The following is a 14,796-nucleotide window of genomic DNA, read 5'->3' on the forward strand; positions in this document are numbered from 1 at the left end:
CTCAATCCCTCAAGAGATTGTTCCCTAAGTGTATTTATTCATATCTCAACGCCTTCACAGGATCGGACTTGGCCGTGGCCATAGTTTTGTAACCAACAGTAAGCACGGCGATGACCAAAACCAGCAGGCCTGCTACGATAAACACCAGCGGTGTGATGGCGATCCGGTAGGCAAAGTTGTCGAGCCAGTTGTTCATAATGAACCAGGTAGCTGGCCATGCTATAATGTTAGCAATCAAAACCAGGTAGACGAATTCTTTGGAAAGCAGCATCACAATGTGCCCAACATCGGCTCCAATGGCTTTTCTGATGCCAATCTCTTTTGTTTTTTGTAGTGCATTGAAAGAAGACAAACCAAAAAGCCCCAGGCAGGCAATCACAATGGCAAATCCGGCAAACAATGTAAACACTCTGCTAAATTTCTTTTCGGGGTTGTACTGCCGGTTGAAGAAATCGTCGAGAAAGAAGTAATCGAACGGATTGCCTGGGAAATGTGTCGAATAGCTGGCTTCCACTTTATTGAATAGCTTAGTAAGATCAGAAACTCCATTTTTGTCCAGCTTGATAGTAAAAAAATTGCTTCTCCCGGTCACCAAAGGAAAAAGAAGCGGTGTAACCTTCGTTTTAGCCGACATTTGGTTATAATTCTCTACAATGCCAATGATCGTTTTGTCGCCTCTACCCCAACTTAGTTTTTGGTTAATGGCTTCTTCTGCCGACTGGAAGCCTAAGTATTTGGCACCTGCTTCGTTGAGAATAAGCGATCCGGTATCGGTGCCAAATGTTCTGTCATAGTTGCGCCCAGCGACAAGCTTGATATCGTAGGCCGGGAAGTAATCATAGTCCACTCCGGCGATATAGATTGTTTTGCTGGCTTCATTTGGTTCTTCTGCTCTTTTGATCCCGTTGGCCCAAAAAATTTCATCTCCCGGCACATTAGTACCCGAGGCTATGGCGGTGATTTCCGGGTTCTGCAATAGCTCATTTCTAAACGTCTGCATGGTTGAACCATAAAGCGAATCAGCTGTAAATACACCCGGCCCTTTCACAACGAGGGTTTCGGTCATGTCGAAACCAAGGTCAAGATTGCGGACGTAGCTTAGCTGCTGATACACAATAAGAGTTCCTGCAATCAGACATACCGAAGAAGCAAACTGGAATATGACCAGGGCTTTTCTAAGAAGTATACCACCTTTTTTGCCGGTCATCTTGCCCTTCAGCACAGTAGATGGCTGGTAGGATGACAAAACAAATGCAGGGTACAGTCCGGAGAGAAACGAACCGATGAAAACCACCAAAGCTGCAACCAACCAAAAACTTGCACTGAGTAAGAACGAAAGTCCGAGGCTTGAATCGGTAAGAGCGTTGAACTGATTGATGCCAAGTGTTACTATTGCCAGGCCCACAGTAAAGGCGAGCAAGTTCATAACAAAAGATTCGGTGATAAATTGCCCGATCAATTGCGCCTTGAATGCCCCCATGACTTTTCTTACACCGACTTCCTTGGCACGTTCAACCGACCTGGCTGTGCTAAGATTGATGTAGTTGATCCAGGCGATCACCAGGATAAAGGCAGCTATAATGGTGAGGAAAAAAACAGCTTCTCCATCGCCAGCTTCATCTGGCTCCGATTCTTGCAAAAGATTGGAATATAGATGTATGTCCGTAATAGGTTGCAAAGGAAACTCCTGTCTGTAATTGTATTTTTCTTCCTCCTCATGTCTTTCCTCATACAGAATTTCCGCAAACTTCTTATTGAAGGCTGTAGGATCAGTTCCATCTCGCAAAAGAACATAACTATTGAAGTCGTACCACCCCCAGGCCGTTTCTGACTGGTTATCAGTTTGGTTATTGAGCGTTTGGTAGGAGATAAGGAAGTCAAATTTGATATGCGAATTGTTGGGCACATCTTTGGCCACCGCAGTCACAGCCATGCTGTACTGGCCGTCTGCACGGATCATTTTCCCGATAGGATCTTCGTTTCCAAAGTATTTTTTGGCGGCCGTTTCCGAAATTACTACTGTATTTGGTTCCGTCAGACAGGTTTCTACATCTCCCTTGATGAGAGGGAAGGTGAAGATTTTGAGGAAAGCCGGGTCGGCTATATGAATTCTGTCTTCCCGGAAGTTGATGTTATTGTAAGATACCACCATTGAGAGCGGGTAGGCTCTTGCGAAGTCGACCACCTCCGGCATTTTCTCTTTCATGAAAGGACCTACTCTGGGAACCGCAGCTGCGCATTCGAACTGTAGCTCCCCTTCCCGGTAAAAGTTGTATTGGATCCTATAGAGGTTTTCGAAATTGGCATTGAATCTATCGTAGCTTTTTTCGAAAGCCACGTATTGCATAATGAATATGCAGGCAGCCATGCCTAGTGCCAAGCCCAGCACATTCAGTGCGGTGTATACTTTGTTCTTGGAAATGGTGCGTAGCGTAATCTTGATGTAATTTCGAATCATAGCGCCTGAGTTATTTTGAGTTTTGTAGTGTTGCGTCCGCTTGAGGTCATAGTTGCGTGCTGAGAGTACAGCATCTTTTATGTAATGGGCCGAAGCACTCCACCTGCCTTTCGTTGCTATTCGTTCTTCGTACAACTCAAGGAGGTCGCCGTGGATCTCCTCAAACAGTTCCTCACTGTAGATATTTCTCAGTAGGAAAGTGCCTAGGCCGGGTGGCTGATTTGAGGGCTTTTGAGCTGGCTCCATGGCTGAAAACCGAACAAGTTAAATATTGGTAAATGACAACTGAGGTATATTCGACCAAATCTGCTCTTTTGTTTCTTTTGCTTCTTTCAGAATGGCGTAACCTGCTGAAGTGACTTTAAATAAGCGCTTCTTTTTTCCCCCTCTTTTGGATGTAGCGCCGCCGAATTCGGAGGTAAGAAAACCCTTGTCCTCAAGCCTGTAAAGCGAAGAATGTACTGCACTTATGTTGACTACCCTGCTGGCAGATTTTTCCAACTCTTCCCGAACAGCCACCGCATAGGCTTCTTCGCTAAGCGACGCCACCATGAGTAACACAAGCTCTTCAAGTTCACCAAGGTTGTTACCTTTCATTTTTTAAGTTTTGTGATTGATTATCCTCACAAACGTAAACAAAATGAATTTGTTTTCCTCAGTTTTGTAAATTATATAACAATAGAAATATATGGTAAGTTTTTCGGAGGTGTAGTTGGCTAAAGAAGCTGCTACCGGGCATTCTGCCAACGGGCTGGCATCTCCGTTACTGCTTTAATGCATTAAGCTTTGTCAGGCGAAGCACAGTGTGCCTCAAGCAAAAAAAAGGCAGAAATATGGGTTGAACTATCAACTGAGAATTTTGGCTAAGTCGGGCTCTTTTACTGGCTTCACAATAAAATCACTTACTTCCTCGTAGGTTTTGGCCCTTTCCAGGTCTGCTTCATCAATCGACGAGCTTACCATGTAAATGGTGATCTTCTTTTTTATCAGGGGCTTAATTTTTACAAACTCGTCAAGAAACTGCCAACCATCCATCACTGGCATGTTAATATCGAGTAGTATAACATCAGGCAATTCGTCACTGGATGTGATCAGCGGCTTCATGTATTTAATGGCCTCTGCGCCATTCTTAAACACTAACAAATTTTTACTGTACTTATGAAAATCAATCAGCTTTCTAAGGCCAAACACATATATCTGATCGTCATCGATAATGCAAGCTAAGTCTACCATGCTCATGTTAAATAAATTTTAAATGTCGTGCCCACCCCTACTTCACTTTCTACTTCAATTCTCCCACCCATGCTTTCCACCTGATTCTTTGTAATAAAAAGTCCAATCCCCTTCGCATCGGCATTGCCATGAAATGTCTTATACATCCCAAATAGTCGTTCCCCATGAAGTGCGAGGTCTATTCCCATGCCATTGTCGGCAATTTGCAAAATTTTTGAATTATTTGTGGTAATAAAATCGATATTAACCACTGGATTTCTGTCAGGGTGCCTGTACTTAATCGCATTGCTCAGGAAGTTGAGCAAGATGCTTTCCAGGTAAGCTGCGTTGTAAGTAACTGTCAGGTCGTCGCCAATGTTTAAATTTATTTTGGCTTTTTTCTCCTTAATGTCCCCCGATAGTATGTGCATTGTTTTAACGAAGTACTCCTTTAGTTTTAGCTCCTCTGTTTGAGTGTTAATGTCCACCTGAATTTTTACTACCTCGTTCAAATTGGTTATTGTCTCGCTCAGTGATCCGGATATTTGTGCCAGGTGTTGAATAAGTTCTTCTTTCTCCTCCGGTGTTGAAGTCATGTTGATGAGGCTGATCATCATCTCTAGATTGCCCGAATGCGAGCGGAGGTTGTGTGAAACTATGTGGGCAAAGTTGAGCAGCCGCTTGTTCTGCTCGCTGATAACATCAAACGAGTGCCTGACTTGGGCCTCTTTTTCCTTGCGCCAGGTGATGTCCGAATGAGTGCCGATGACTCGTAAAGGCTGGCCCGTTTGGTTGAATTCTGTAATTTTACCCCGATCAAGCACCCAAACATAGTGGCCATTTTGGTGCTGCACACGATGCTCGTTGATATAAATTTCGCTTTCGCCCCTCAAATGCCTCTGCATCTCTTCAAAGTATGCCTCCTTGTCCTCAGGGTGTACCCGATTATCCCAGGTTTCTGATTTGTTTGGAACGTCTTTGGGGTTGATCCCCAGCATGGCGAGCGACCTTTTGGAATAGAATACTTCTCCGGTTGCCAGGTTCCAATCCCACACGCCTTCGTTGGCCCCTTCGAGGGCGAAATGCCAGCGCTGTTCACTTTCTTGCAGCGCCCGTTCGGCAAGTTTCCTGTCTGTGATATTGTAGCTAATCCCTATCAGGCCAACTATTTCTCCTCTATCATTTTGCATGGGAATCTTCGATGACAGAAACCAATTCGTACTGCCATCATGCCGGGTGTTAATCGTCTCTTTGCTCAGAATTGGTTTGCCTGTATTGAATACTTCAAGATCTTCTTCTCTTGATACTTTGGCCGACTCTTCCGGGTAGAGGTCGAAGTCGGTTTTGCCAATCACCTCTGATTCATTTTTGAAGCCCGAATATTCCATTTCCAGCCTATTGACAAGTGTTTTCCTCGACTCCAAATCTTTGATATAGATATTGACGGGGATATTGTCAATTAAAGATTTCAGTAACTTTCTTTCCTCTTTGAGGGCTGCTTCTGATGCCTTCCGGTCAGAGATATTCTTGATTTGGGAGATAAAGTGGCTAGGGTTCCCATCAATATCCTTAATTAAAGATACATTTAAAAGGACCCATATTGTTTGTCCATCTTTATGGAAATACCTTTTTTCCATTTGGTAGGAGGGTATTTCTCCGGAAATGGTTTGTGCCATTAGCTCTAGATCACTGTTAAGGTCATCGGGGTGAGTAAGTTCCTGAAAAGTAACCTTTGTTAGTTCTTCATCCGTGTAACCCAGCATCTTGCACAAACTGCTGTTTACCTTCAACCATTTGCCATCAAGCGACACCAACGCCATTCCAATGGCCGAATACTGGAACGCACCTCTGAATTGTTCTTCGCTTACCTTTAGGTTGAGCTCAGCCTTTTTTATTTGGTCTATATCTTGAAAAACGCCAAAGAGCCTGCGGCAAGTGCCGCCGCTAAACTCTGCCTGGCCTACAGCCCTGGTCCATACGAGCGATCCATCGGCTGCAACGAGTTCCACTTCTAAGTCGTATGGAGTGCCGTCTAATATTGCATTCTGAACTGCGGCTTCTATCCTCTGCCTGCTTTCGCCTTCTTTGAAGAATTGGATAGCTCCGTCGAGCTTTGGCACATAGTCCTTGTCAACCTTGTGTATTTTCTTTGTTATTCTGTCCCAATACACGGAGTTGTTCACTAAATCCACCTCCCACGCTCCAATATTGGCGGTTTCGCTTGCCTGGTTAAGAACAGACTCAAGGTGCCTTTTCTCTTCCTCCTTATTTTTTAGCTGAGTGATGTCGCCAGTGTACATGATTATGCCGCCAACAACTCCCTCAACTTTGTACCATGGCCGCACGTCCCAGGCGAGCCATTGCACCGACCCGTCGGCTCTGTTGAATGGTGCCTCGTCCACTTTGTTAATGGCTCCACGAAGACATTCGGCATGGATTTTTTTCCAGTCGTCGCCTATTTCAGGAAAAATGTCATAGTGAGAAACTCCAATAATTTCTTTGTTCTTGATTCCGTAATCTTCTTTCCATTTTTCGGAGGCAGCCAGGTACCTCATTTCGGTATCGAACATGGCTATTGCCGAGGGGGCTTGGGCAACAAACACCCTGTTTCGGCGGTCGCTTTCCTCCAGGCTGATTTCAACAAGTTTTTGTTCAGTAATGTCCCAATGCGTGCCGGCAATCCGAAGAGGAGTTTGTTGGCTGTCATAATGAACCACTCCATTGACTTTAATGTACCTCGTCGCTCCATCGGGAAGAATGATTCGATGTTCAAAACCGATAGGTAACCGATTTTTGATAGCAAGCTCAAAAGCTTTGCTGGTGCGAGCCTGATCTTCAGGGTGCGTTCTTTTACTTAGAGAATCAGGAGACAAAGGCTCGTAAGGGTCAAAACCCCAGATTTTTCGCAGCGCATCGTTTACGTCCAGAAAGTTATCCTTAAGATCAATTGTCCACAGGCCTACCTTCCCACTGCTGGTAGCTAGTTGTAATCGCTCATTGAGCAATGTCAGCTCTTCTGTGCGTTTATTAATTCTTTCCTCCAGAGACTCATTCAGATCGGTTAGTTGGCTTTCTGCTTCTTGCCGCTCACTGTCAACTTTGTTAAGAATGAAGGCTACTCGGAGTATCAGGAATAGAGAAATTATTAGAAAGGAGATGGTATGGAGCGAAATACCAAACTCCATAGACAGGATGTCAAATCTTTCAGATTGAATCCTTAAGAAGCCGAGAGCAATTACCAGCACGGCAATTTGCGGGATGAGTCGTTTGGCAAGCCAGGTGCCTAAATACCCACCTTTAAAGAAGCCAATCAAACCAAGGTGTGGCTGACTGAGGCTAGCCGCCACCGAAACCAATAAAAGAGTGATCGACGTGTGAATAGCCATCGTACTGAAAAAGGGCAATTTGGCACTTGACGGAACCTGATAGAAAAAGCCCATTAATGAAATAAATGAGAGCAGGCTCACCAGATGAAGAATATACTGAGCAAAGGGAAAAAGCCGAACCCTGGCAGACGAAAAAATCAGCAGGGAGGCCCCCAGCAATAGAAAACACGTAGCAGTAGCGGCTGACATACGACCAGGGTAGGTCTGACCCAGGGATCGGGAAATATTGTCTGTGAAGAAAAACTCATCAATTCCGAATGAGTAGCCAAATGCGTACTGCAAGAGCGTGGTAAAGCCGATCAACAAAGTTGCAATAGAAAATAGCTGAACGGGCAAATTGGAGGCTTTCCTAAATGTATCTAGGAAGGTCAGGGCAAGACCGGTAAACAGAAAGCCCAGGGCAGTATTGAACTTCATGGTGGGCAGGCCCGGCAGTATTCTCAGCAAGCCTTCAGCACCAGTGATCCATCCAGTAATTACGAGAATAGCAATAAAATTAACCGCCAGGCTTGTATAGGTGATAAATGAATCGTTCTTTTCTGTTCTCATTTTATCTTTTGCTGGTTAGCCTATCAATAGGCGTCAAGAAGTAATTCCGCTAAAATAGACCCTCTTAATGTATAAGACTTTACTTTAATTAGGAAAATAACATGTAAAAATATGACGGAAGGAGGGATTTTGGCCGGTCGCCGGATCGGCAAAATATTATCCATATGAAGTTCTATGGCATAATGTGTACGCTATGTCGCTGGTGCTCAGCGGAGAACGGAATTTGGTAACAATCACCTGATGCTTGCTGGTATCAGGTTTCATTGAAAATATAAATAGTACTATTCTTAAACACTGAGACAATTTTTTTAAGGCAGCGCAGAACGCCCCGATCTAGGTTTTCTGATTTATCGAAACTTCTTGTTCTTCTCTAGTTCGTGGTGATTACCACACTCAATCGATTTACAATATGACAGTTTGATGATTCCGCTCCTCCAAACCCATTTCTAACCGCTGACCATTTTTTACTATCGCTGTGTAATCGAAGGTGTGTATTTTACAACTTATTTAACAATCAGCTCCTTTTGTTTGAAGGGACGCAAGAAAATTTTCTTATTACTACAAAAGCGATAATACTTTGAGACGCAGAGACTTTGTACAGATAGCAGGTTTAGGAATGGCAGGGGCTGCTTTGTCGATTCCAATGATAGGGAATGCGGTGCCGGTACAGCGCTTTTTGGAGTCGCCACTGGATGTGGCCCAAAAGAAGCAGCTTGCTGACGTGGCACTGAATGCGGCAAAGGCGAACGGAGCTACCTACGCCGACGTGAGGATAGGCAGGTACCTTAACCAATATGTGTTTACCAGAGAAACGAGGGTGCAAAATATTGTCAACACCGAATCCTTCGGCGTAGGCATCAGGGTAATTGCCAATGGCACCTGGGGTTTTGCGTCTACCAACGAGGTCAACCCGGCTGGCATTCAAAAAGCTACTATGCAGGCGGTGTCCATTGCCAAAGCCAATTCAAAATTTCAGACTGACCCTGTGAAGCTTGCTCCTGTTCAGTCATACGGGGAAGTAAGCTGGAAAAGCCCTATTGAAAAGAGCGCTTTTGAAGTGCCTGTATCCGAAAAAGTTGATTTGCTCCTGGCTGCCAATGCCGCTGCTATGGACGCTGGTGCCAGCTTCGTCAACTCTAACCTGTTCATGGTGAATGAGCAGAAGTACTTTGCTTCTACGGAAGGGTCATATATCGACCAGGATGTGCACAGGATATGGCCGACATTCAATGTGAATGCGGTGAACCGGGCTGAGGGCAAATTCAAATCCCGCTCTGCCATGAGTGCGCCAATGGGCATGGGATGGGAGTATATGCTTCCCAAGGAATCGGACAAGCTCGAGGGCCCTGGTGGCATGAAGCTGTACAAGAACAGCTACGATATAGTAGAGGATGCCAAAACGGCGGCGCTTCAGGCGAAAGAGATGCTTGACGCCAAGTCGGTGGATCCGGGTAAATATACTATGGTGCTGGAGCCTAATCACCTGGGTTTAACCATCCACGAATCTGTGGGGCATCCGCTGGAATTGGATAGAGTGCTGGGTTACGAAGCCAACTACGCCGGCACAAGCTTCGCTACATTGGATAAATGGAAGTCAGGCGATTTCAACTACGGCAGCAAAGAGGTGAATATTTTTGCTGACAAGCTGCAGCCCGGCTCGCTGGGTGCGGTGGGTTACGATGATGAAGGAGTGAAGACTAAGCGTTGGGATTTGATCAAAGACGGTATTCTGGTGAACTATGAAGCCATTCGTGATCAGGTGCACATTCTCGGTCAGAATGAGTCGCATGGCTGCTGCTATGCACAAACCTGGCAGGACGTGCAGTTCCAGCGGATGCCCAACGTTTCATTGGCGCCGGGCAAAGAGAAGTACTCTTCGGCTGATATGATCAAAGACGTAGAAAAAGGCATTTACATTGCAGGCAGAGGCTCGTATTCTATCGATCAGCAGCGCTACAACTTCCAGTTTGGCGGGACTGTGTTTTATGAAATCAAGAACGGCGAAATAGTGGGTATGCTTAATGACGTAGCCTACCAAAGCAACACCCAGGAATTCTGGAATAGCTGTGTGAAAATATGCGATGAGAACGATTATAGAATGTTCGGCTCTTTCTTTGATGGCAAAGGTCAGCCTTCGCAAGTGAGCGCCGTGTCGCACGGGAGCTCCACCACAAGGTTTGATGGAGTGAATGTGATTAATACCGGAAGGACTATATAAATATAGATAGCCAACTTTGTGATTCAAATGAAAGAAATCCAACTTTTTTTTCAAACACGAAAGAGAGAGGTTAGATTTTCTGCTCCCTCCCTTTAGGGGCGCCCGGCTTAGGGGCGGGGTAAAGGAACAGAAAATCAAAGTTACTTGATGAAACAAAGTTGGCTTCGTAGTACTTGAAGAGAATAGGAACTCAAACTAAAATAAAACAAGGACTAACTTAATTAACCCATGAGGAGAAGAGATTTTGTTCAACTGGCGGGTTTGGGAGCTGGGGCAATGATGCTGCCTGTTTCCGCTTTCGCCAAATCGGTAGACCCCAGCCGACTGCTGGAGCCTGCCCTGGATGTGATCCAGAAGAAAAGACTGGCTGACGTGGCACTCAATGCGTCCCGCTCTGCCGGTGCAAGTTATACGGATGTTCGCATAGGTCGTTACCTTAATCAGTTTGTTATCACCCGTGAAGACAAGGTGCAGAACATGGTCAACACCGAGTCGTTCGGTACAGGCATCCGTGTGATTGCTAACGGTACCTGGGGTTTTGCTTCGACCAACGACGTGACCGAGGAGGGAATTGCGAAAGCCGCAAGGCAGGCCGTGGCCATTGCTAAAGCCAACTCCAAATTCCAGACATCGCCGGTAGAACTGGTGCCCGTGAAAGGATATGGAGAGGTGAGTTATAAAACTCCGATCAAGAAAAACGGATTTGAGGTAACCATAAAAGACAAGGCCGACCTCCTGCTGAATGCCAACGCAAGAGCAATGGAGAACGGAGCAAGCTACATTAACAACATTCTGTTTCTGGTAAATGAGCAAAAGTACTTTGCTTCATCTGAAGGGTCATACATCGATCAGGATGTGCACAGAACCTGGCCTTTCTTTACCGTGACCGCTATCGATAAAGAATCAGGGCAGTTCAAGCAGCGTGGCTCTTTCAGCGCCCCTGTGGGCATGGGCTACGAGTACCTTGATGGCCGTGCAGAAGACAAGATTGTTGGCCCCGCTGGCGTAACCCTTTACAATAAGTCGTACGACATGGTGGAAGATGCTACCATGGCGGCGCAACAAGTGAAAGAGATACTGTCGGCAAAATCTGTGGAGCCAGGCAAATATGATTTGGCACTGGAACCTTCTCACTTGTGGTTGACCATTCATGAGTCGGTGGGGCACCCACTGGAGCTGGACAGAGTGCTGGGCTACGAAGCCAACTACGCAGGCACCAGCTTCGCTACTTTGGACAAATGGGAGACCAAGAAGTTCAACTATGGTAGCAAGCAAGTCAATTTTGTGGCTGACAAAACGCAGGTAGGTTCACTAGGTGCTGTCGGCTGGGACGATGAAGGTGTGAAAACAAAAGAGTGGGACCTGGTGAAAGACGGTACACTGGTGAACTACCAGGCCATCAGAGACCAGGCCAAGATCATTGGAGAAACTGAATCGCATGGCTGCTGCTATGCTGATAGCTGGAGCAGCGTTCAATTCCAGCGCATGGCCAATGTGTCATTGAAAGCTGGTAAAGAGCAACTTACGCCCGAGCAGCTTATCGGGGGTATTGATAAAGGCGTTTACATTGTAAAAGACGGCTCATTCTCCATCGACCAGCAGCGTTACAACTTCCAGTTTGGAGGGCAGCTGTTCTTCGAAATAAAAAACGGAAAAATAGCTGGTATGCTGAAAGACGTGGCTTATCAGTCGAATACCCAGGAGTTTTGGAATTCCTGTGTGCAGGTTTGCGATAGCAGAGACTACCGACTCAATGGCTCCTTCTTTGACGGAAAAGGCCAGCCGGGACAATCCAGTGCTGTGTCGCATGGCAGTGCCACCACAAGGTTCAACGGTATCAATGTGATCAATACTGCGAGAAGCATTTAACCTATTAACTAACTCGAAATCAGAATTCAAAATGGCAATATTTTCAAAAGACGAAGCAAGGGCGATCCTGGAGAAGGTGATGAAATTCTCGAAGGCAGACGCTTGCGAGGCTAACCTCAACGGCTCCAATGGGGGCAATATCCGCTATGCAAGGAACACCGTTTCTACTGCAGGGGAAAACAGCGATGTGACGCTGGTAGTGCAATCGAACTTCGGTAAGAAGTCGGGCACCGCAACTGTGAATGAATTCGACGATGCGTCGCTCGAAAAAGTAGTGAGAAGATCGGAAGAACTGGCGCAGCTGGCACCAGAAAACCCCGAGTTTATGGGGCCTCTTGAGCAACAGACCTATGGTGAATCAAAAACTTACGCCGAAGCAACAGCCAAGATAACCCCAGAATACCGGGCGCAGGCAGCTGCCAATAGCATCAATCCTGCGGCAGCTAAGGATGTAACCGCAGCTGGTTTCCTGGAAGATAGCTACGGTTTTGCATCCATGATGAACACCAAAGGCCTTTTTGCCTACAACAGGTCTACTAACGTCAACTTTACGGTGACCATGCGTACCAACGACGGACTGGGCTCAGGCTGGGCCACCAGAGACTACAACGATGTAAGCAAACTTGATACAGCAGAAGCATCGAAAATTGCGATTGAGAAAGCTGTGAAATCAAGCACTGCCAAAGCCATTGAGCCCGGCAAATATACAGTGATTCTTGAGCCCGCTGCGGCTTCTGACCTCTTGCAGAATATGCTTTTCAGCATGGGGGCACGGCAGGCCGACGAGGGAAGAAGCTTTCTTGCTAAAAAAGGTGGGGGAACGAAGCTCGGTGAAAAAATAGTCGACGAAAGAGTGAACATCTATACCGATCCGTTCAATACTGAAGTGCCTGCTTCTCCGTGGACGCAAGATGGCCAGGCCAGAAAGAAAATGGACATCCTTAAGAACGGTGTGGTAAGCAACATGTTCTACGATAGGTACTGGGCCGAGAAACAAGGTGTGGCGCCGGTGCCATTCCCTGGCAATGCTATCATGGAAGGTGGTACTGCCAGTCTTGAGGACATGATCAAGGATACAAAAAAAGGGATTTTGGTTACTCGCTTCTGGTACATCAGAACGGTGGATCCTCAAACGCTGCTTTATACAGGCCTTACCCGTGATGGTACCTTCTATATCGAAAACGGCAAGATCGCCTATCCTGTCAAGAATTTCCGTTTCAACGAGAGCCCTGTGATCATGCTGAACAATCTGGAGACGCTGGGCAAGCAGGTGCGGACAGATGGTAACCTGATTCCTTACATGAAAATCAGGGACTTTACCTTCTCCAGTTTATCTGACGCTGTTTAAAACTCCGAAGGGAACGTCTTCCCGGCACCTTGGTGTTGTCGGGAAGACGTTTAGTTGTAAACAGGTATGAGCAGAAAGCGTTTTGAGGAGTTTTTCTTTACACGGCTTCAGTATGAATCAGGTGACTGGGATGTAGATCAGCGAATGCCGTCCAATTTGCTCAATTCTCTGGTGGAGTATACCACATTGCCGGTGAATACCAGAGAGAACATTGTTTCGCTGAGCTCTGACGAGATTTTCAACAGTCCTTTTTGTTACCTGAGCGGCCACAAGCTGGTTGAGTTTACCGCTACCGAACGGGAGAACTTCAAAAAGTATGTTGAGAATGGAGGTTTTGTCTTTGTGGACGACTGCAACCATGATATCGACGGTCTGTTTGCCAAATCATTTGAAACGCAAATGGAGAAGCTATTTGGGCCAGGTCAGCTGAAGAAAATTCCTAATAACCACCCTATCTATTCTTCCTTTTTCGAATTCGATGGTCCACCCACCACCTCGCAGGAGCTCAATGGCTGGGGCGACGATATTGTACATGATTATTTGAAAGCCATAGAAGTGGATGGAAGGATAGGTGTGCTCTACAGCAACAAAGATTACGGATGTGAGTGGGACTATGACTTCCGCAACAAACGGTTCTATAAAATCGACAACACCAGGTTTAGTATTAATATAGTGATGTACGCCATGATGGCCTGACCTTTTAGCTGGTTGGGTTCGAGACAATGATAGCATGAATGCAGAATTAAAAGAGATAGAAAAAACGGCTGAAAAGCTGGTAGCCAGCCTGGGTGACCTGAAGAAGGAGATTGGGAAGGTGATAGTGGGGCAGGGAGAAACAATCGACCAGCTGCTGATCACATTTCTGGCAGGAGGCCATGGCCTGCTCGAAGGCGTGCCGGGCTTGGCAAAGACGTTGATGATCAGAACGCTGTCAGAAGCAATCGACCTTAAGTTCAGGCGGATTCAGTTCACTCCCGATTTGATGCCGACCGATATCATTGGCACAGAAATACTGGAGGAAGACCATACCACAGGCAAAAGGATATTCAAGTTCAATAAAGGGCCCATTTTCGCCAATATCATTCTGGCAGATGAAATCAACCGAACGTCGCCTAAAACGCAGTCGGCATTGCTTGAAGCCATGCAGGAGTTTGAGGTGACCTATGCCGGAACAACCTATCCGCTGGAGAGGCCCTTCTTTATTTTGGCTACGCAAAACCCGATTGAACAGGCAGGTACATTTCCACTGCCGGAAGCCCAGCTTGACCGCTTTCTTTTGTACATCCGTATAGGCTATCCCACAGCGGAGGAAGAGCGCAATATTTTGGAAAGCACCACTGGCAAGAAGAAAGAAGCGGTGAAAAGTGTCATCAAAGGCGAGGAAATTCTGGAGGCTCAGAAGCTCGTCAGAGAAGTGCATATAAGCAAAGACCTTATTGGCTTTGTGAGCAGGGTGGTGCGAGCTACCAGGGCTGGCGAAAGTGAGGTGAGCTTTGTGAACGAATGGGTGCGCTGGGGCGCCGGGCCAAGAGCGGGACAGGCAATGATCTTAACGGCGAAGGCAAGGGCTTTGCTCAAAGGCCGGTTTGCCGTGACCATGGAAGACATCAAAAGCGTAGCGTTTCCTGTTCTTCGCCATCGAATCCTTATGAACTTCAAGGCAGAAGCCGACGGCGTTACTTCTGACCGAGTAACAGCCGAGCTTTTAGACAAAATCAAACTTCCAGCTGGAGTTTAGGCAACTACCAGGGCATTA

9 protein-coding genes are annotated in these 14,796 nt (G+C 46.4%); 5 read left to right on the plus strand and 4 right to left on the minus strand.

Going from position 1 to position 14,796, the window contains the following annotated elements:
* Window positions 1-34: 34 nt before the first annotated feature.
* From RT717_RS03025 to RT717_RS03040, 4 genes are all read right to left on the minus strand, one after another.
* Window positions 35-2,704, minus strand: coding sequence for an ABC transporter permease (locus tag RT717_RS03025; RefSeq protein WP_317490266.1), 2,670 nt, complete (start codon window positions 2,702-2,704; stop codon window positions 35-37).
* Between the two features lie 18 nt (window positions 2,705-2,722).
* Window positions 2,723-3,055 (minus strand): PadR family transcriptional regulator, encoded by a 333-nt coding sequence (locus tag RT717_RS03030; protein ID WP_317490267.1) that lies wholly within the window; start codon window positions 3,053-3,055, stop codon window positions 2,723-2,725.
* 249 nt (window positions 3,056-3,304) lie between these two features.
* Window positions 3,305-3,697 (minus strand): response regulator, encoded by a 393-nt coding sequence (locus RT717_RS03035; RefSeq protein ID WP_317490268.1) that lies wholly within the window; start codon window positions 3,695-3,697, stop codon window positions 3,305-3,307.
* Window positions 3,694-7,605, minus strand: a complete 3,912-nt coding sequence (locus RT717_RS03040; RefSeq protein WP_317490269.1) for a PAS domain S-box protein — start codon at window positions 7,603-7,605, stop codon at window positions 3,694-3,696. The genes RT717_RS03035 and RT717_RS03040 overlap by 4 nt, the downstream gene beginning before the upstream one ends.
* Window positions 7,606-8,182: 577 nt before the next feature.
* On the opposite strand from RT717_RS03040, the gene RT717_RS03045 reads away from it, so the two are divergent.
* The 5 genes from RT717_RS03045 (at window position 8,183) to RT717_RS03065 (ending at window position 14,778) form a co-directional block, all read left to right on the plus strand.
* Window positions 8,183-9,823 (plus strand): TldD/PmbA family protein, encoded by a 1,641-nt coding sequence (locus RT717_RS03045; protein ID WP_317490270.1) that lies wholly within the window; start codon window positions 8,183-8,185, stop codon window positions 9,821-9,823.
* A gap of 228 nt (window positions 9,824-10,051) precedes the next feature.
* Window positions 10,052-11,692 (plus strand): TldD/PmbA family protein, encoded by a 1,641-nt coding sequence (locus tag RT717_RS03050; RefSeq protein WP_317490271.1) that lies wholly within the window; start codon window positions 10,052-10,054, stop codon window positions 11,690-11,692.
* A gap of 31 nt (window positions 11,693-11,723) precedes the next feature.
* Window positions 11,724-13,040 carry a TldD/PmbA family protein gene (locus tag RT717_RS03055; protein WP_151998818.1) on the plus strand — a complete coding sequence of 439 codons (1,317 nt, stop codon included), beginning with the start codon at window positions 11,724-11,726 and terminating at the stop codon, window positions 13,038-13,040.
* A gap of 66 nt (window positions 13,041-13,106) precedes the next feature.
* A complete protein-coding gene (locus RT717_RS03060) occupies window positions 13,107-13,736 on the plus strand; it encodes a DUF4159 domain-containing protein (RefSeq protein WP_317490272.1) in 630 nt (209 codons plus the stop codon).
* Between the two features lie 34 nt (window positions 13,737-13,770).
* The gene (locus tag RT717_RS03065) at window positions 13,771-14,778 is read left to right on the plus strand and encodes an AAA family ATPase (protein WP_317490273.1); all 1,008 of its coding nucleotides are present in this window, start codon (window positions 13,771-13,773) and stop codon (window positions 14,776-14,778) included.
* Window positions 14,779-14,796: the final 18 nt, after the last annotated feature.

Source organism: Imperialibacter roseus (genome assembly GCF_032999765.1).
GTDB lineage: Bacteria > Bacteroidota > Bacteroidia > Cytophagales > Cyclobacteriaceae > Imperialibacter > Imperialibacter roseus.